At 60.9% G+C, this 18,156-nt stretch carries 19 protein-coding genes and 1 pseudogene; 5 read left to right on the top strand and 15 right to left on the bottom strand.

The window, feature by feature from the left end; all coding sequences use genetic code 11:
* The first annotated feature begins 12 nt into the window (after nucleotides 1-12).
* Nucleotides 13-1,473: a membrane-bound lytic murein transglycosylase MltF gene (mltF, locus tag J0X03_RS05120; protein ID WP_033644113.1), complete on the top strand. Its 1,461-nt coding sequence runs from the start codon at nucleotides 13-15 to the stop codon at nucleotides 1,471-1,473.
* On the opposite strand, the gene tadA is transcribed toward mltF, so the two are convergent.
* The gene (tadA, locus tag J0X03_RS05115; protein ID WP_033644114.1) at nucleotides 1,474-1,980 is read right to left on the bottom strand and encodes a tRNA adenosine(34) deaminase TadA; all 507 of its coding nucleotides are present in this window, start codon (nucleotides 1,978-1,980) and stop codon (nucleotides 1,474-1,476) included. It abuts the gene before it with no gap.
* A 117-nt stretch (nucleotides 1,981-2,097) separates the two neighbouring features.
* Between tadA and J0X03_RS05110 the strand changes: the two are divergent.
* Nucleotides 2,098-3,150 (top strand): annotated as a pseudogene (locus tag J0X03_RS05110) (DUF2157 domain-containing protein).
* 45 nt (nucleotides 3,151-3,195) lie between these two features.
* On the opposite strand, the gene yfhb reads toward J0X03_RS05110, so the two are convergent.
* From yfhb to murQ, 3 genes are read right to left on the bottom strand one after another with little or no spacing between them, the layout of a single operon-like run.
* A complete protein-coding gene (gene yfhb, locus J0X03_RS05105) occupies nucleotides 3,196-3,852 on the bottom strand; it encodes a phosphatidylglycerophosphatase C (protein ID WP_070914447.1) in 657 nt (218 codons plus the stop codon).
* A 3-nt stretch (nucleotides 3,853-3,855) separates the two neighbouring features.
* Complete coding sequence (locus J0X03_RS05100) at nucleotides 3,856-5,217, bottom strand: PTS transporter subunit EIIC (RefSeq protein ID WP_160204499.1); 1,362 nt, start codon at nucleotides 5,215-5,217, stop codon at nucleotides 3,856-3,858.
* Between the two features lie 18 nt (nucleotides 5,218-5,235).
* Nucleotides 5,236-6,129, bottom strand: coding sequence for an N-acetylmuramic acid 6-phosphate etherase (murQ, locus tag J0X03_RS05095; protein ID WP_033644118.1), 894 nt, complete (start codon nucleotides 6,127-6,129; stop codon nucleotides 5,236-5,238).
* Nucleotides 6,130-6,296: 167 nt separating this feature from the next.
* Between murQ and J0X03_RS05090 the strand changes: the two genes are divergently transcribed.
* Both J0X03_RS05090 and J0X03_RS05085 read left to right on the top strand, forming a co-directional pair.
* Nucleotides 6,297-7,145 carry a MurR/RpiR family transcriptional regulator gene (locus J0X03_RS05090; protein WP_033644119.1) on the top strand — a complete coding sequence of 283 codons (849 nt, stop codon included), beginning with the start codon at nucleotides 6,297-6,299 and terminating at the stop codon, nucleotides 7,143-7,145.
* Nucleotides 7,146-7,198: 53 nt separating this feature from the next.
* A complete protein-coding gene (locus J0X03_RS05085) occupies nucleotides 7,199-7,459 on the top strand; it encodes a YfhL family 4Fe-4S dicluster ferredoxin (protein WP_160204500.1) in 261 nt (86 codons plus the stop codon).
* A 46-nt stretch (nucleotides 7,460-7,505) separates the two neighbouring features.
* On the opposite strand, the gene acpS is transcribed toward J0X03_RS05085, so the two are convergent.
* The 7 genes from acpS to lepA form a co-directional block, all read right to left on the bottom strand.
* Nucleotides 7,506-7,886, bottom strand: coding sequence for a holo-ACP synthase (gene acpS / locus J0X03_RS05080; protein WP_004929169.1), 381 nt, complete (start codon nucleotides 7,884-7,886; stop codon nucleotides 7,506-7,508).
* The gene (pdxJ, locus tag J0X03_RS05075; RefSeq protein WP_033651585.1) at nucleotides 7,886-8,617 is read right to left on the bottom strand and encodes a pyridoxine 5'-phosphate synthase; all 732 of its coding nucleotides are present in this window, start codon (nucleotides 8,615-8,617) and stop codon (nucleotides 7,886-7,888) included. Before pdxJ ends, acpS begins: the two co-directional genes overlap by 1 nt.
* 71 nt (nucleotides 8,618-8,688) lie before the next feature.
* On the bottom strand, nucleotides 8,689-9,420 hold the full coding sequence (gene recO / locus J0X03_RS05070; protein ID WP_015378804.1) for a DNA repair protein RecO: 732 nt from the start codon (nucleotides 9,418-9,420) through the stop codon (nucleotides 8,689-8,691).
* A gap of 6 nt (nucleotides 9,421-9,426) precedes the next feature.
* On the bottom strand, nucleotides 9,427-10,335 hold the full coding sequence (gene era / locus J0X03_RS05065) for a GTPase Era (RefSeq protein WP_004929162.1): 909 nt from the start codon (nucleotides 10,333-10,335) through the stop codon (nucleotides 9,427-9,429).
* A complete protein-coding gene (gene rnc, locus J0X03_RS05060) occupies nucleotides 10,332-11,012 on the bottom strand; it encodes a ribonuclease III (protein ID WP_004929158.1) in 681 nt (226 codons plus the stop codon). Before rnc ends, era begins: the two co-directional genes overlap by 4 nt.
* 234 nt (nucleotides 11,013-11,246) lie before the next feature.
* Nucleotides 11,247-12,224 carry a signal peptidase I gene (lepB, locus tag J0X03_RS05055; protein WP_033644122.1) on the bottom strand — a complete coding sequence of 326 codons (978 nt, stop codon included), beginning with the start codon at nucleotides 12,222-12,224 and terminating at the stop codon, nucleotides 11,247-11,249.
* A 32-nt stretch (nucleotides 12,225-12,256) separates the two neighbouring features.
* Nucleotides 12,257-14,056 (bottom strand): translation elongation factor 4, encoded by a 1,800-nt coding sequence (lepA, locus tag J0X03_RS05050; protein WP_019452315.1) that lies wholly within the window; start codon nucleotides 14,054-14,056, stop codon nucleotides 12,257-12,259.
* Between the two features lie 519 nt (nucleotides 14,057-14,575).
* Between lepA and J0X03_RS05045 the strand changes: the two genes are divergently transcribed.
* Nucleotides 14,576-15,412, top strand: a complete 837-nt coding sequence (locus J0X03_RS05045; RefSeq protein ID WP_033644123.1) for a hypothetical protein — start codon at nucleotides 14,576-14,578, stop codon at nucleotides 15,410-15,412.
* Here J0X03_RS05045 and rseC read toward each other — a convergent pair.
* The 4 genes from rseC to rpoE are packed head-to-tail and all read right to left on the bottom strand — an operon-like array spanning nucleotide 15,409 to nucleotide 18,100.
* Nucleotides 15,409-15,885 (bottom strand): SoxR-reducing system protein RseC, encoded by a 477-nt coding sequence (gene rseC / locus J0X03_RS05040; protein WP_033644124.1) that lies wholly within the window; start codon nucleotides 15,883-15,885, stop codon nucleotides 15,409-15,411. The genes J0X03_RS05045 and rseC overlap by 4 nt on opposite strands.
* Nucleotides 15,885-16,841: a sigma-E factor regulatory protein RseB gene (gene rseB / locus J0X03_RS05035; protein WP_160204501.1), complete on the bottom strand. Its 957-nt coding sequence runs from the start codon at nucleotides 16,839-16,841 to the stop codon at nucleotides 15,885-15,887. The genes rseC and rseB overlap by 1 nt, the downstream gene beginning before the upstream one ends.
* Entirely contained in the window at nucleotides 16,841-17,494 is a 654-nt protein-coding gene (gene rseA / locus J0X03_RS05030) for an anti-sigma-E factor RseA (RefSeq protein WP_033644125.1), read from the bottom strand. Before rseA ends, rseB begins: the two co-directional genes overlap by 1 nt.
* A gap of 30 nt (nucleotides 17,495-17,524) precedes the next feature.
* On the bottom strand, nucleotides 17,525-18,100 hold the full coding sequence (rpoE, locus tag J0X03_RS05025) for an RNA polymerase sigma factor RpoE (protein ID WP_004929136.1): 576 nt from the start codon (nucleotides 18,098-18,100) through the stop codon (nucleotides 17,525-17,527).
* Between the last annotated feature and the right edge of the window lie 56 nt (nucleotides 18,101-18,156).

Genomic DNA, 18,156 nt, shown 5'->3' with positions numbered 1-18,156 from the left:
CTGGATAACTATTTGAAACGTCTTAAAATAAACTACATCCTCATCGGCGTTGTCACCCTGCTTCTGGCTCTCGCGCTGTGGCCCAATATCACCTGGCGCAGCGGCCAGGGCGGGCAACTCCAGGAGATCATTTCCCGCGGCGAGTTGCGTATCAGCACGCTGAACTCACCGCTGACCTATTTCAACACCAAGCAAGGGCCGGGTGGGCTCGACTACGAACTGGCCAAGCGCTTCGCCAACTACCTCGGGGTAAAACTGGTGGTGATCCCCCATCAGAACATCAATGACCTGTTCGACGATCTGGACGACGACGACGCCGACCTGCTGGCGGCGGGCCTTATCTACAACCAGGAGCGCCTCAGCCGCGCGCGCACCGGCCCCGCCTACTACTCCGTTTCCCAACAGCTGGTGTACCGGCTGGGCACCCCGCGGCCAAAAGGCTTCGCCGACATCAAAGGCAAGTTGGCGGTCGCCTCCGGTTCCGCGCATGTCAGCACGCTAAAGCAGCTCAAACAGGATAAATACCCGGATCTCGCCTGGGAGTCCTCCAGCGATCTCACCTCCAAAGAGCTGCTGGAGCGGGTTGCCGACGGCAAGCTGGACTATACCCTCGGCGATTCGGTGACCATCGCGTTGCTGCAGCGCATCCATCCGCAGCTGGCGGTGGCGTTCGACGTCACCGACGAAGAGCCGGTCACCTGGTACCTCAAACGCGACGGCGACGACAGCCTGTACGCGGCGATGCTGGATTTCTACAGTCAAATGGTGGACGACGGCACCCTGGCGCGGCTGGAAGAGAAATACCTCGGCCACGTCGGCAGCTTCGACTACGTGGATACCAAAACCTTCCTGTCGGCCATCGACTCGGTGCTGCCCAACTTCCGCCCGCTGTTCGAGAAACACGCCAACGAGATCGACTGGAAGCTGCTGGCGGCCATCGCCTATCAGGAATCGCACTGGAATCCGCAGGCCACCTCCCCCACCGGCGTGCGCGGCCTGATGATGCTGACCCGCGCCACCGCCGACGGCCTGGGGGTCAACGATCGCCTCGATCCGGAAGAGAGCATTCAGGGTGGCGCCCTGTACCTGCAGCGGCTGATGGCCAAGGTGCCGGACAGCGTGCCGGAAGATGAGCGCATCTGGTTCTCGCTGGCGGCCTACAACATGGGCTGGGGCCATATGCTGGACGCACGCAAGCTGACCAAAACGCAAAAAGGCAATCCGGACAGCTGGGTCGACGTCAAACAGCGCCTGCCGATGCTCAGCCAAAAGCGCTACTACCCGCAGCTGACCTATGGTTATGCGCGCGGGCGTGAAGCCTACAACTATGTAGAAAACATCCGCCGCTACCAGGTCAGCCTGGTGGGTTATCTGCAGGAAAAAGAGAGAAAGGCGGCGCAAGCGGCCGCCGAGCAGGAAGCGTTGGGAAAAGGCTATCCGACGGTGATGCCGGAACTGGCGCTCAACTACTGATTATTCCGGCTTATCCGCCGCCCGCTGCGCCAGCTTGAGCGCTTTTTTCTGTTCGCGGCGCAGGCGGAAGAAATTGCTCAGGGTGGCGGCGCATTCGTCCGCCAGCACGCCCGAGACGATCTCCACCTGATGATTCATGCCCGGATGGCGCAAAATATCCACCAGCGAACCGGCCGCGCCGGTTTTCTCGTCGGCGGCGCCGTACACCAACCGGCGGATGCGGCTGTGCACCATCGCGCCGGCGCACATCACGCAGGGTTCCAGCGTGACGTACAGCGTGGCGTTCAACAAGCGGTAGTTTTGCAGCACCGCGCCGCCCTGCCGCAGCGCCATGATCTCGGCGTGCGCGGTAGGATCGTGCCGGCCGATCGGCCGGTTCCAGCCCTCGCCGATGACCTGATTGTCCAGCACCAGCAGCGCACCCACCGGCACCTCGCCCTCTTCCTGCGCGCGCAGGGCCAGCTGCAATGCCTGACGCATCCAGTACTCATCGTTATATTCAGTCATCGCATAATTCCTCGTGCGCTTTTGCGGCGGGCATTATACACACTAGCCTCCCTTTGTCGTAGCCGCCCGCCAATGGCTATACTGGCCGAATCAGCGTGTGATTCAGGGACCAGAAGCATGAAACTCAGTAAAAAGAACGCCGTCGTGGTGCGCAAGGCGCTGGACGGCTGGGTTGGGGAAGGTGCCTTGACCCCCGAGCAACAACAGCAACTGCTGCTGCATGTGGACGTGCAGCCTTTCGACTGGCGGCGGCTGGCGCGCTATGCGTTTCTCGCCGCGCTGGCCTCGTTGCTGATCGCCGTCACCAGCCTGTTCGCCGACAGCGCACTGCTTGAATGGCTGAGCGAACTGTTCCGCTTCGACGCGCCGGTGCGCATGGCGATCGCCGGCGTACTGGCGGCGCTGGCCTACGTCTGGGCGCTGCGTCGTCGTCAACGCCACCCGGAAAAACGCTACGGCAATGAGGCGGCGCTGTTTGTCGCCGTGTTGCTCACCGCCTGCGCCTTATGGCAACTGGGCGTCTGGCTGGATAACGGCAGCGGGCGGGTTTCCGTGCTGCTGCTGGTCGCCGCGCTGCTGTACGGCGCCATCGGCTGGTTCAGCCGCTCCGGGCTGGTATGGTGGTTCGCCCTGCTGTCTCTCGGCAATGCCTTCGGCGCCGAGACCGGCTACCTGTCCGGCTGAGGCGCCTACTGGCTCGGCATGAGCTACCCGATTCGCTTTATCGCCTTCGGCGCGGTGCTGATCGCCGCCGCATTGCTGCTGCGGCCGCTATTGGCGCAGCGCGGCCTGCAGCGGGTGTCGCTGGCGATGGGCCTGCTGTACCTGTTCATCGCGCTGTGGCTGCTGTCCATCTTCGGCAACTACGGCGATCTCGACAGCTGGTACCGCGCGCGCCAGATTGAGCTGTTCCACTGGAGCCTGCTGTTCGGGCTGGCCGCCTTCGCCGCCATCTGGCTGGGGTTGAAGCATGACGACGCCATGCTGCGCGGTTTCGGGCTGACCTTTCTCGGCATCAACCTCTATACCCGCCTGTTCGAGTTTTTCTGGGACAGCATGCCGAAGACGATTTTCTTCGCGCTGCTCGGCCTGAGCCTGTGGGCGTTGGGGCATTATGCGGAGAAGATTTGGCAGCTCGGACGCAAACCGCACGACGTAACCGAAGACTGATCGCGGCAGCGGTAACAGCAAAGGGCGGAATTCTCCGCCCTTTGTTTATTCCAGCTGCTGCAGCTCGCCCTGCTTGCTCACCCGCCAACGGTGCTCACAAAAGAACAGCAGCGGATTATCCTGCTTGCTGTCGCTGTAACCGCTGTACAGCTTCAGCGGCACACCGAGCCGCTGCTCGAGCTGCACCACTTTCTGCGCCCCCAGGCAGCGCAGGGTCAAGACCCAGCCGCCGCAGCGGCGCGTGATGCGGCTGCCGATCAACCGTACCCGCGGCAGAAACGCCGAATCGCGATACACCTGCTCCACCAGCCGCTCCGGCGAGCCGGTAATCAGCCACACTTCGGCATCGTGCTCCTCCAGGTACTGCCGCAGCCGCATTTGCACCACCGGAAATGCGGTCACCTTCTGGCGAAAGGCCTCGATAAACTGCCGCTCCAGCGCCTTTAGCGTCGCTTCGGAACGCCCGAAGGTGATCGCCCACAGCAGCAGGCTCATCGGCCAACGCGCGGCGCGTCCCAGCAGCAGCAGCGCCAGACCGATCGGCAGCAGCAGCGGTATCACCAGCAACAGGTTCAGCGGTAAGCGGCGCAGCAGAAAACGCAAGAAACTGCCGAACATATCCTCCTGATGCAGGGTGCCGTCCAGATCGAAAAAGACCACGCGGCGCCCCTCTGCGGCCGGTTGTTGCTGCTTGTCGCTCAAACGCTACTCCTCGGGATCGTTGAACCCCATCATCCAGGTGAAGAGAAAACCGGCGATAATCGTAATCAGCATCCCCGCCAGATACAACATCACCTTACCTGAGACGATGGTCAACGCCAAAGGCAGCCCCGAAATGCCGAAGGTGATCACCGTCGCCACCTTCCAGTAGCTGATCAGCGCTCCGCCAACCGCACCGCCGAGGCAGGCGCCGATAAACGGCCGGCCCAGCGGCAGCGTCACCCCGAAGATCAGCGGCTCGCCGATGCCGAGAATGCCGACCGGCAACGCCCCTTTGATCACCTTTTTCAGCCGCGCATTGCGGGTTTTCAACAGCACCGCCAGCGCTGCCCCCACCTGCCCAACGCCGGCCATCGCCAGGATCGGCAGCAGCGGGTTGGAACCGTGCGCCTGCACCAGCTCGACGTGGATCGGTACCAGCCCCTGATGCAGGCCGGAGAGCACCAGCGGCAGGAACAGCCCCGAGAGCAGCGCTCCCACCAGCAGCCCGCCCTTGTCGATCGCCAGATTGGCGCCGTGGGCGATGGCGTCGGAGATAATGCCGCCGATCGGCTGCAGAATCAGGATCGCCAGCGAGGCGGTGACCAGCGTGGTCAGCAGTGGGTTAAGGATCAGTTCGACCGATTCCGGCAGCAGCGTGCGCAGGCGTTTCTCCACCCAGCACATCAACGCCACCACCAGCAGCACGGCGATCACCCCGCCGCGCCCCGGCTGCAGCGCCTCGCCGAACAAGGTAATCTGCGCCAGCGCTGGGCTGGAGAGAATGCCGGCCATCACGCCGCCCATTGCCTGAGAGCCGCCGAATACCCGCGCGGCGTTGACCCCGACCAAAATGTTCATGATGGCGAACACCGCGCTGCCGAAGATCGCCAACAGCCCCAGCACGTTCGGGTAGTCCACCGCCAGCTGGCCGGCGATGTCAGGCCGTTTCAGCAGGTTGATGATGCCGGTGATCAGGCCCGAGGCGATAAACGCCGGGATCAGCGGAATAAAGACATCGGCCAGTTTTTTCAGCGCGCCGCTCATCGGCGCCGCGTATTTCTGTTTGGCCTGCGCCTTGGTGCGGGCGGCGTCACCAACGGCGGGCTGCGCGCTGCCGCTCAGCAAAGCGCGCATGGCGTCTACCACCTTGGCGGCGGCGCCCGGGCCGACGATAAACTGATGCTGTTCACCCTGCTTGATATAGCCCTTCACGCCGGGCAACTGTTTGAGGGCCGCCAGGTCCAGACGCTGTTCGTCGCTGACCTCGACGCGCACCCGCGTCATGCAGTTCTCCAGTTTGAGGATATTGCCCTCGCCCCCCACGCCCGCCAGGATCTGTGTCGCCAATGCCGTTGTCTTGTCCATCGCCGCCCCCACCGTGAATTAACGCGCCAACGCCGCGCGCAGGTAGCCGTCGTGCCGCTGCAGCCGCTGCTGCGCCTCATCGGCGCTGACGCCGGCTAAAATCATCAGGATCGCCGGTTTGACCTCAAAGCCGGTCTGCGCCAGCGCCGCCTCCGCCTGAGCGCGTTCGGCGCCGGTGGCCTCCACCACGATGCGGCAGGCGCGATCCACCAGTTTGACGTTGGTGGCCTTCACGTCCACCATCAGGTTCTGGTAGACCTTGCCCAGCTTGACCATCGCGCCGGTCGACAGCATGTTGAGCACCAGCTTCTGCGCGGTGCCGGATTTCAGGCGCGTCGAACCGGTCAGCGCCTCCGGCCCCACCACCGGCGAGATCGCCACCTGCGCTTCGTGCGCGATCGGCGAATCCGGGTTGCAGGAGATGGCCGCCGTCGGGCAACCCAGCCCGCGCGCATAGCGCAGCGCGCCGATCACGTAGGGCGTGCGCCCCGAGGCCGCCAACCCCACCACCATATCGACGGCGGTCAGGTTCAGCGCCCGGAGGTCGGCCTCGCCCAGGGCTGCGTCATCTTCCGCCCCTTCCACCGCTTTGAGCAGCGCGCCCGGCCCGCCGGCGATTAGCCCCACCACCACGCCGTGCGGCACGCCGAAGGTCGGCGGGCACTCGGAGGCATCCAATACGCCCAGGCGCCCGCTGGTGCCGGCGCCCAAATAAATCAGCCGCCCGCCGGCCTTCAGCGCCACCGCGGCCAAATCGACCGCCTGCGCGATCGCCGGCAGCACCTTTTCAATCGCCTCCGGCACCTTGCGATCTTCCTGGTTAAAGCAGCGGACCATGTCCAGCGTCGACATCTCATCCAGCCCCATGGTGGCCGGGTTGCGGGTTTCCGATACCAGTGCGCCTAAGTTCATCTGTTCACCTTTGAATTTTTAATTCACAAAATTAAATCAATATTTGAATATTTTATTCAACAAAGCGAGCGCTATTTGCTATTTTAACGACGAGCTCACAAAAATTTTCACCGCGCGTTTTCGCTGCCTGCGTGGCAAAATGGCCGCTGGTTTCCAGGGAAAGATCAATGAGTACCCTTCTGCGCATTCGCCAGATGTATCCGACACTGGCGCAAAACGACCGCAAGCTGGCGGATTTTTTGCTGAACAACGCCGAACAGGCGCGCCATCTCAGCTCGCAAAAGCTGGCCCAGCTGGCCGGCGTCAGCCAGTCGAGCGTGGTGAAGTTCGCCCAAAAGCTGGGCTATAAAGGTTTCCCGGCGCTGAAGCTGGCGCTGAGCGAGACGCTGGCCCAGCCGCAGGCCGAACCGGTAGTGACCGTTCATAACCACATTCTCAGCAGCGACACGCTGAAAACCGTCGGTGAAAAGCTGTTGGCGGAAAAGCAGGCGGCGCTGCGCGCGACGCTGGACATCAACAGCGAAGAACGGCTGCATCAGGCGCTGGACATGCTGCGCCAGGCGCGCCGGGTAATGCTGATCGGCATCGGCGCCTCCGGGCTGGTGGCCAAGGATTTTTCCTTCAAGCTGCTGAAAATCGGGGTGATGGCGGTGGCCGAAGCGGATATGCACGTTCAACTGGCGGCGGTGCAGGCGCTGGACAAACGCGATCTGCTGGTGGCGATCTCCTTCAGCGGCGAGCGGCGTGAAATCAATCTGGCGGCGGAAGAAGCGCGCCAGGCCGGCGCCAGGGTGCTGGCGCTGACCAGCTTCTCGCCCAACGGCCTGCAGCAACGCGCCGATCACTGTCTCTATACCATCGCCGAAGAGCCCCGCACCCGCAGCGCGGCCATCTCTTCCAGCACGGCCCAGTACGCTCTCACCGACCTGCTGTTTATGGCGCTGATCCAGCACGACCTCGATCATGCCCGCGACCGTATCAGGCACAGCGAACAATTGATGAAAAAGTTGGTTTAACCGGTATAATCGCCGCTGCGAAAAATACCCCTGTTAATAATGAGAGATACGTCATGGCCCTGCTAATCACACGCAAATGCATCAACTGCGACATGTGCGAGCCGGAATGCCCGAACCAGGCGATTTCGATGGGCGATGAGATCTACCAAATCGATACCGACCGCTGCACCGAGTGCGTTGGCCATTACGATACGCCAACCTGTCAGCAGGTCTGCCCCATCGACAACACCATCATTACCGATCCGCAGCATCGCGAGACTAATGAGCAGCTGTGGGATAAGTTCGTGGTGTTGCACCACGCCGATCACATTTAACCCGCCGCAGGACTGACAAGGGCGCCGCAGGGCGCCCTTTCTATTTTCAGCTTTCGACGATCACCGTCGCGCAGGCATAGCGCCTTTCATCGGCCAGCGAAACGTGGATCGCGGTGACCCCCATCTCCCCCGCCAGCTCGGCGGCGCGGCCGTGCAAACGAATATTCGGTTTGCCCAGCGCATCGTTGAACACCTCGAACTGGTTGAACGCCAGGCCGTTGCGAATGCCGGTGCCGAACGCCTTGGCGGCGGCCTCTTTCACGGCGAAACGCTTGGCCAGAAAGCGAATCGGCTGCTGGTGCTGCTGGTACAGCGCCCATTCGGCGTCGCTCAGCACGCGGCGCGCCAGACGATCGCCGCTGCGCTCCACCACCGCTTCGATACGCGCCATCTCGACGATGTCGGTACCCAGCCCGAGCACCGCCATTACCGGCGCGCTTCCCGCATCAGCACTTTCATGTCGGCAACCGCGGCCGGCAGCCCGCTCATCACCGCCTGGCCGATAATCGCATGGCCGATGTTCAGCTCGTGCATTTCCGGCAGCGCAGCGATCGGCTGCACGTTGTGATAGGTCAGGCCGTGGCCGGCGTTGACCTTCAGCCCCTTCTCGGCCGCGTAGGCGGCGGCGACCGCGATGCGGCGCAGCTCGGCCTGAACCGCCAGCTCGCCCTGCGCTTCGGCGTAGGCGCCGGTGTGGATTTCGATATAGGGGGCGCCCACCGCCACCGCCGCGTCGATTTGGCGATGATCGGGATCGATGAACAGCGAGACCAGAATGCCCGCCTGCGCCAGGCGCTCGACCGCCACGCTCATTTTGTCCAGCTGGCCGGCAACGTCCAGGCCGCCTTCGGTAGTCACTTCTTCACGCTTTTCCGGCACCAGGCAGCAGAAGTGCGGCTTCAGCTCCACGGCGATGTCCAGCATCTCGTCGGTCACCGCCATCTCCAGATTCATGCGCGTCTGGATGGTCTGGCGCAGCAAGCGCACGTCGCGGTCGGTGATGTGGCGGCGATCTTCGCGCAGATGCACGGTAATGCCATCGGCCCCCGCCTGTTCGGCAATGAATGCCGCCTGAACCGGATCCGGGTATTGGGTTCCGCGCGCGTTACGTAACGTGGCGATGTGATCGATATTGACGCCCAGCAGTAAATCAGCCATGACAACCTCTAAATACGATTTTCAGTGCCAGCAGTTTACACGCGGGTGCAGAACGGCAAAAGGGGAAAAGGTCAGGCGTCGTCGACCGGCGTATTCGGCTGTTTGCGCACGAATTGGCGAAACAGTTCGCGGCTCTTCAACGGCTTGCCGCCGAGGTAGGGTTTCAGCGCCATGCGGGTGAAGCGCTTGGCGGCGCGCAGCGTCTCGGCATCGGGAAACTGCCGCTCCGCCAGCGCGCGCAGTTCGCGCCCGGTGAAGCTGTAGTGATCCACCACCAGGCTGGCGATAAAGCCTTTCTCTTCACGGTAGCGGTAGGTCATGGCGTCATCCACCGGCAGGCCGCTGCCGGCGCAGTGCAGGAAATCGAGGCCGTAACCCAGGTGCTGCAACAAGGCCAGCTCGAACTGGCGCAACGCCTGTTCCGGCGAGCTGTCTTCCGCCGCCAGCGCCTGCAGGCATTGCAGGTAGTCGAAGAACAGCACCGAGTAGTTGGTTTCCTGCTCCAGCACGCGCGCCAGCAGTTCGTTCACGTACAGGCCGCTGTAAAGCATCATGCCGCTGAGGGGTAAACCGAGAGAGACCGCTTCGGCGTTACGCAGCGTTTTCACTTCGCCGCGGCCGCCCCAGCGCACTAACAGGGGGGTAAAGGGCTGCAGGCAACCCTTCAGATTGGAGCGGCGGCTGCGCGCGCCTTTTGCCAGCAAGCGCACCCGCCCATGACCTTCGGTAAACAGATCCAGCATCAGACTGGTTTCACTGTACGGCCGCCCATGCAGGACGAAAGCGCGCTCCCAGCCGTCCACGGATCGTTACTTCAGATCGTCAACATAGCCCAGGCTGCGCAGCGCACGTTCGTCGTCCGCCCAACCGGATTTCACTTTCACCCACAGCTCCAGATGCACTTTAGCGTCGAACATCTGTTCCATGTCCTGGCGCGCTTCGATGCCGATGGTTTTGATCTTGGCGCCCTTGTTGCCGATGACCATTTTCTTCTGGCCTTCGCGCTCGACCAGGATCAGGCCGTGCACATCGTAGCCGCCGCGATCGTTGGCCACGAACTGTTCGATTTCCACCGTCACCGAATACGGCAGCTCTTCACCCAGGAAACGCATCAGCTTCTCACGGATGATCTCGGACGCCATAAAGCGCTGGGAGCGATCGGTGATGTAGTCTTCCGGGAAGTGGTGTTCCGCTTCCGGCAGCAGCTTGCGCACGATGCCGGCGATGGTGTCGACGTTCATCCCTTTCTCGGCTGAGATAGGCACCACGTCGAGGAAATTCATCTGCTGGCTGAGGAACGCAATGTGTGGCAACAGCTTGGATTTGTCGGTGACGTTATCGACCTTGTTGATCGCCAGCAATACCGGGCAACGCAGGCTGCGCAGCTTGTTGACCACCATTTCGTCGTCGGCGGTCCAGTTGGTGCCTTCGACCACGAAGATAACCAGTTCGACGTCGCCGATCGAGCTACTGGCCGCGCGGTTCATCAAACGGTTGATGGCGCGTTTTTCTTCGATGTGCAGCCCTGGGGTATCGACGTAGATCGCCTGATAGGCGCCATCGGTGTCGATGCCCATGATGCGGTGACGGGTCGTCTGCGGCTTACGCGACGTAATGGAAACCTTCTGCCCCAGCAGTTGGTTCAGCAACGTCGATTTGCCCACGTTCGGGCGGCCGACGATGGCGATAAAACCGCAGTGTTGTTTTACTTCACTCATTCAAGCTCCAGCTTTTTCAGCGCTTGTTCCGCTGCCGCCTGCTCGGCTTTACGGCGGCTCGAGCCGGTGCCCACCACGGGCTCGCTCAAACCACTCACCTGGCAGTGGATGGTAAACTCTTGGTCGTGCGCTTCACCGCGAACCTGCACCACCAAATAAGAAGGCAACGGCAGATGACGCCCCTGCAAAAATTCCTGCAAACGGGTTTTCGGGTCCTTCTGCTTATCACCGGGGCTGATTTCGTCCAACCGGCTGCGATACCAGTCCAAAATCAGGCGCTCGACGGTCTGGATGTCGCTGTCCAGGAACACGCCGCCGATCAATGCCTCCACCGTATCCGCCAGGATTGACTCGCGGCGGAACCCACCACTTTTCAATTCGCCCGGCCCAAGCCGCAGACATTCGCCCAGGTCAAACTCGCGCGCCATCTCCGCCAGCGTGTTGCCGCGCACCAGCGTGGCGCGCATGCGGCTCATATCGCCCTCGTCTACGCGAGGAAAGCGGTGGTAGAGCGCATTGGCGATGACAAAGCTAAGAATCGAGTCACCCAGAAACTCAAGACGTTCATTGTGTTTACTGCTGGCGCTGCGGTGAGTCAAAGCCTGCAGTAAAAGCTCCTGCTGTTGAAAAGTGTAGCCCAGCTTCCGCTGCAGCCTGTTTATTACGATGGGGTTCATGAGTTACCAATAGATCAAGAATGCGTCAAAAACTTGCAGCATACGGAACAGGCCTGCTTCGCCGAAAGCCGATCCAAAGCTGTTTCGTTTGCAGTGGCTCCCAGCAGGAGCCAACTTTTATCGCTCGAGAAAGTATTCTACAACGAGTGGAAACATAATGCTGTGTTTATATCCCCTTAATCTTTCACGCCGCAGCAGGCTGCGGCGTGAAATTGACAGGGAATAAATCAGCGATTAATGAATGCCGCCAATCCGGCTGAAACGCACGCCGGTAGGCCACTCGCCTTCCTGCTTTTCAAAGCTCATCCAGATGGCCGTGGCTTTACCCACCAGATTCTTCTCCGGCACAAAGCCCCAGTAACGGCTGTCCGCGCTGTTGTCGCGGTTGTCGCCCATCATGAAGTAATGCCCGGCCGGCACCACCCACTCCGCCAGCGGTTTGCCCGGCTGTTGGTAGTAAGCGCCCACCTGATCCTGCGTGCCCGGCACGGTCAGGATGCGGTGCGTCACGTTGCCCAGGCTCTCCTGACGTTCACGCAGACGAATGCCGCCCTGCGGCACGTTGTCATTCAGCGGGATCTGGTAGAAACCGTTGCTGGCCTCGCCCATGCCGCTGCGGCTGAACAGCTGTACGAAGTCGCTCGGCTGCGCGTCGGCGTAGGTGACCGCCAGCGCGGTATCGCAGGACTGCCCGCTGTTGCACGACGGCTGCACCGTAACGCGCTTATTCACCGGATCGTAAGTAATACGGTCGCCCGGCAGGCCAATCACGCGCTTGATATAATCCAGCTTCGGATCCAGCGGATATTTAAATACCGCAATATCGCCGCGCTTCGGATGACCGGTTTCAATTAGCGTGGTCTGGGTTATCGGATCTTTAATGCCGTAAGCATATTTCTCCACCAGAATGAAATCGCCAATCAACAGCGTCGGCATCATTGAGCCGGACGGGATTTGGAACGGTTCGTAAATAAACGAGCGCACCACAAAGACCAGCAGCAACACCGGGAAGACCGATGCCCCGGTCTCTACCCAGCCTGGCTGCTTAGCCACTTTCGCCAGCGTTTTATCGTCTACTGCGCCCGCGGTCTGCTCGTTGACCGCCGCAATCTTCGCGCGGCGGGCCGGCGCCCATTTAAAGCGCTCGAAGCACCAGATGATCCCGGTGACCAGGGTGGCCAACGCCAGGATCAGGGCAAACATATTCGCCATGCAAACTCCCTCGTTTCGCGAACTCGTCGCGGTTACTTGCCGTCTTTACCGACGTGCAGAATGGCCAGGAACGCTTCCTGCGGCAGCTCGACGTTGCCGACCTGCTTCATGCGCTTCTTACCGTCTTTCTGTTTCTGCAGCAGCTTTTTCTTACGGCTGACGTCACCGCCGTAGCATTTCGCCAGCACGTTTTTACGCAGCTGCTTCACGGTGGAGCGCGCGATGATGTGCGTGCCGATCGCCGCCTGAATCGCGATGTCGAACTGCTGACGCGGGATCAGATCTTTCATCTTTTCCACCAATTCACGGCCGCGATACTGCGAGTTATCGCGGTGGGTGATCAGCGCCAGCGCATCCACGCGCTCGTTGTTGATCAGCACGTCCACGCGCACCATGTCGGAGGCCTGGAAGCGCTTGAAGTTGTAATCCAGCGACGCATAACCGCGCGACGTGGACTTCAGGCGGTCGAAGAAGTCGAGCACCACTTCCGCCATCGGGATTTCATAGGTCAACGCCACCTGGTTGCCGTGGTAGACCATGTTGGTCTGCACGCCGCGTTTCTCAACGCACAAGGTGATGACGTTGCCCAGGTATTCCTGCGGCATCAGCATGTGGCATTCGGCGATCGGCTCGCGCAGTTCCTGGATGTTGTTCAACGGCGGCAGCTTGGATGGGCTGTCGACGTAGATCACTTCTTTGCCGGTGGTTTCCACTTCGTAGACTACCGTCGGCGCGGTGGTGATCAGATCCAGATCGTATTCACGCTCCAGACGCTCCTGAATGATCTCCATGTGCAGCAGACCAAGGAAGCCGCAGCGGAAGCCGAAGCCCAACGCGGTGGAGCTTTCCGGTTCGTAGAACAGGGAGGCGTCGTTAAGGCTCAGCTTGCCCAGCGCATCGCGGAAAGATTCATAGTCGTCGGAGCTGATCGGGAACAGACCGGCGTACACCTGTGGCTTCACTTTTTTGAAGCCCGGCAACGCTTTATCCGCCGGCTGACGCGCCTGCGTCAGGGTATCGCCCACCGGCGCGCCGAGGATGTCTTTGATCGCACAGACCAGCCAGCCCACTTCGCCGCAGTTCAGCACGTCGCGATCGACCTGCTTCGGCGTGAAAATGCCCAAACGATCGGCGTTGTACACCTGGCCGGTGCTCATGACCTTGATCTTGTCGCCCTTGCGCAGCGTGCCGTTCTTGACGCGCACCAGCGACACGACGCCCAGGTAGTTATCGAACCAGGAATCGATGATCAACGCCTGCAGCGGCGCATCCGGATCGCCCTGCGGCGCAGGAATGTCGCGCACCAGGCGCTCCAGCACGTCGGGCACGCCGACGCCGGTTTTGGCCGAGCAGCGCACGGCATCGGTGGCGTCGATGCCGACGATGTCTTCAATTTCCTGCGCGGCGCGATCCGGATCGGCGGCCGGCAGGTCGATTTTGTTCAACACCGGCACCACTTCCAGATCCATTTCGATCGCGGTGTAGCAGTTGGCCAGCGTCTGGGCTTCTACGCCCTGGCCGGCGTCCACCACCAGCAGCGCGCCTTCGCAGGCCGCCAGCGAGCGGGACACTTCATAGGAGAAGTCAACGTGGCCTGGGGTGTCGATAAAGTTAAGCTGATAGGTCTGCCCATCCAGCGCCTTGTAATCCAGCGTGACGCTTTGCGCCTTGATGGTGATGCCGCGCTCGCGCTCCAGATCCATGGAATCGAGCACCTGCGCAGCCATTTCACGGTCGGACAGGCCACCGCAAATTTGGATAATGCGGTCAGACAGCGTCGACTTACCGTGGTCAATATGGGCAATAATGGAGAAATTTCGTATATGCTTCATTATAAAAGTTTTTCTGCCTTGGTATTTCTGAATTACTCGCCTATAGAAACCCGCATGGACCTAAAGCGACAGTGAATGGGTTAGGCCGTCTTGCACCTGAATCGCTGCATTCTACATGCCACACCACTGAAAACCTAGCGATCGGTGCAGTGAAGGCATTCTATTATGCGCAGCTAAATGTTACAGGGCGCCCCGGCTGATGAAAACAGATGTTAACACGGGCTATACGGCCTGAACCCAAGGCTTGCAGGTGCTCCGTGGCCGTCAAACTCCGGCGCTAATACATAACCGGCCGCAGCGCAATAAACCCCTTCTGAAATTATCGAAAAAGAATATTTGGATCAACCTCTTAGAATTCGATTTTGCCCCACATCCTTTAGGAAAAACCCCATATACGCCACCACCGTCCCTCGGATAGAAAGGGCATGAACTCCGCGACAAAACATTATTCCGGGCACTACATCGGCAGCCCACCGGGGTTCACCAGCATATCTGCGTACGTTGATTGGAAGGTGCATTATGATCGATAAAGGGCAAATGCTGAGCCGGCACGATTTTTCGAAGGTCAACTGGGGCATTCTGGCGGCGGCGGCGCTGCTGTTCAGCGTGGGTGCGGCGCTGTTGGTGCTGCCGCTGCTGAGCAGCATTGATGAGAACGACGTCATCACGCTGTTGCAGGCCGGCGCGGGCACAATTTTACTCGGCTGTACGCTGCTGGCGCTGCGGCATTACCTGCGCCCGGTGTTGACATATCGGCTCTACGAGCACGGCGTGCGGGTCTTTGACGGCCACCATCACAAAGAGCGTTTCATTCCGTTTGAGAAAATCGGCGACATCTATCGCTTTCGCGGCGGCAAGGCTTTTGGCGGGTTGTTTGACGTCACGGCGTTCCGCGCCGGCGCGGATCAGCCCTGGTGCACGGTCTTCAGCAATGTCGCCCATTCGTGGCGACTGGCGGACGTGATCGTCGATCAGCAGCTGCAGCAGCGCGGGCCATTGGCGTTGAACGCGCTCTATCAGGGGGAGACGGTGTCGTTTCACACGGTTGAGGGCGACGCACGCTGGCTGTGGCAGTTGCTGCTCGGCAAACGGCAAGGCACGCCGACCGAAACGCTGCGGCTGAGCGCCACCCTGCTGACCACTGAACGGGGCAACGTGCCTATCGAGCAGATCCGCGCGTTGGAAAATCATCCGCAGCGCGGCATCCGCTTATTCGACGGCCAGGGTAATGTGCTGTTCGCTATCAACGATGATTCGCTGCTCAGCGCCGATCTGTTCATCGCGCTGCTGGAACATATGATCCACAACCGCATCCCCGCCTATCACAACCCGGCGATGACGCGGCCGTCGGTTTAAATCAGCGGGGAGTTTTCCGCCTGCATGCGCAGTGCGGTAGGCGGTAAGCCAATCTGCAGCACCACCGGCTGATAGTCGGCCTGCTCGCCCAGACGCCGGGCCAAGCGGCGCGCCAGCATAAAGGCCACCCCGCCGCCCAGTACGGCGCCGACTGCCGCCGAGGCGTCGCTGCCGAAACAATATTGCAATAACGCGCCGCCCAGCATCATGCCCAGCAGCGGCGTCAGGTAAACCAGCATGGCGGAGCGCAGCAGGCTGCCTTCCGCAATGCCGACCTCGACGCGCTGCCCCGGCTCGAGCGGCTGATCGATATGCACCTGCAGCTGATGCTCGGTTTCCGGCACCAGCTCGTTCAACGCACGCGCGCCACAGCCGGAGCGCGCGGTGCAGCTGCCGCAGCCGGCCTTGGGTTCACAGCGCAGCAGCGCTACGCCCTGTTGCCACGAAACCACCGTGGCCCACTCTTTCATCATTACGGCGATACCTTGAAAGAAATGCTGTCGGCGATGCGTTTGGCCGTCGCCGGCGGCAATTCGCCCACAATCGTGATTTCATTGCCCGCGCGCACTTCGGTCTGGATGGTGCGGCGCCCTTGACGGTAGTACTGCAGCCCGGCTCCGCTGCCCGCCGGGCTGACGTTGACCGAGAAGCTGAACAAGCCGTCGCTGTAAAGGCGGGATTCAACCGGCACGGCGACGTTCGGCAATTTGCGGCGGTTGCGCGCCACCTCGTCTACCCCCGCCGGCAGCCAGCCGGTGCTCCAGCTCAGCTGGACGTTTTCCACCGCCGACAGCGACAGCAGCGGCGGCAGGTTGGCTTTGAGCAGCCCCTGCATCGCGCCCTGCACGTCGGCGCCGACCGCGAAGGAGATCACCCGATATTGCTCCAGCGTTTCGCCGTCGCGATCGAGCAAATCCACCCGCAGCGGCAGCTTGGTGTCCTCGTCCATCCAGACGATGTAGCTGTAGCGGGAACCGTCGCGCGCCACCACGCGCAGCACTTCACACGGCCGATCGGCGATGCGGGTGCTGCCCACGGAGATGAAGTCGTAGTACTTGGCCAGGCGGGTGAAATCGGCATAAACGATCGCCGGCAGCGCATCGACGATGTGATCGCCGGTGAGCGTGAACGGCTCCAGGCCGGGTTCGAAGTAGCTGATCCCGCCGCCGCGCTGCAGCACTTCGCGGCGCGGGCCGTCCATGTGCAACAGCTGGCCGAGCGGCACGTTGCCGATCACCGCATGGCGATAGCGCAACGACTCGATTCCCTGCTTGCTGATGCTGATGTAGGCGAGCTCGTAATTGAGAGAACGGCTGGCGCTGCTCATCTGTTGCAATAACGCCCCGGACGCAGTCGGCTGCGCCGGGGCGATGCTGGAATAGAGCAGGCTGCCCGTCAATAAACAAACGGAGAACCAGATTTGCTTCATTACTGCTGTTGCATTCCTAAAGACTGAGTTCCGGGAACCTGAATGGCAGCCTGTTGCGGATTGCTTTGCTCAAGCTGCAGCTGATCCGAATGCAGGCGACGTTGCAGTTCATAGTCCTGCAGCATGGCGTTGATACGCTTACGCTGTTCCTGCACCTGCTGCTGTTGGCCGCTGCCGGTGGAGAAACTGTCGGCCGGGACGCCCAGGCTGACCGGTGAGGCCTGGCCCATGATCGGCAGCGTGGTGAAGGCCGGCGATTCGGACGCGTTCGATGACGCAGAAGGCTGGTTGTAGTGCTGCACGCCGACGATGACCGCCAGCGACACGCAGGCCGCCATGCCGATTTGCGTAATCTGGCTCGCCCAAGGACGCACTTTGTCCCAGAACGGCATTTTCTGCCAGGTGTGAGGCTGCGGCTGAGATTCCTGAACGGCGGAAGGCACCAGCCGGGCAGGTTCTTTCTCAAGTGCAGCGGCGACGCGATCGGCGATATCGAAATGCATCACTTGTCCGATATCACCCCGCAGTGTGTCACGTATCAGGTGATAGCTCTGCCAGCTTTGCTGAAGCGTTCGATCTTGCGACAGAGAACTCAACAGCTCGCTGTCGAACGATTCACCATCCATCAGAGCGGAAAGCTTTTCTTTCTGCATGCCTAAGTACCCTTCCTGTGCCCGCCATTGCTAACGCTGGATCAGCGGTTGAACTTTATTATCGATAGCTTCCCGGGCGCGGAAAATACGCGAACGTACGGTTCCGACCGGGCAATCCATGATGGCGGCTATCTCTTCGTAGCTTAGACCATCCAACTCCCGCAGGGTAATCGCCATGCGAAGATCCTCAGGGAGAGACTCAATGGTACGGAAAACTATCTGTCTCAGCTCTTCTGACAACATTAAGTTCTCAGGGTTCGAAATTTCTTTCAGTGCGCCCGCACTTTCGTAATTTTCCGCATCGTTGGCGTCCACATCACTGGATGGCGGACGGCGCCCCTGAGCAACCAGATAATTCTTTGCCGTGTTCACGGCGATTCGATACAACCAGGTATAAAAAGCGCTGTCGCCACGGAACGATTCCAGTGCGCGATAGGCCTTGATAAACGACTCCTGCACCACATCAGGCACATCGCCCTGCGGCACATAGCGGGAAACGAGACTCGCCACCTTATGCTGATAGCGCACTACCAGTAGGTTAAACGATTTCTGGTCGCCCTTTTGGACCCGCTCAACCAGAACTTGATCCGTTAACTGCTCGCTCATCCGAGGTAAACTCTCCCCAAATCCGTCTCCACGCGTAAAATTGTACTGCCAGCCAT

Origin of the sequence: Serratia ureilytica (assembly GCF_017309605.1) — a bacterium.
Taxonomy (GTDB): domain Bacteria; phylum Pseudomonadota; class Gammaproteobacteria; order Enterobacterales; family Enterobacteriaceae; genus Serratia; species Serratia ureilytica.
This window is presented reverse-complemented; position numbering and strand designations above follow the sequence as displayed.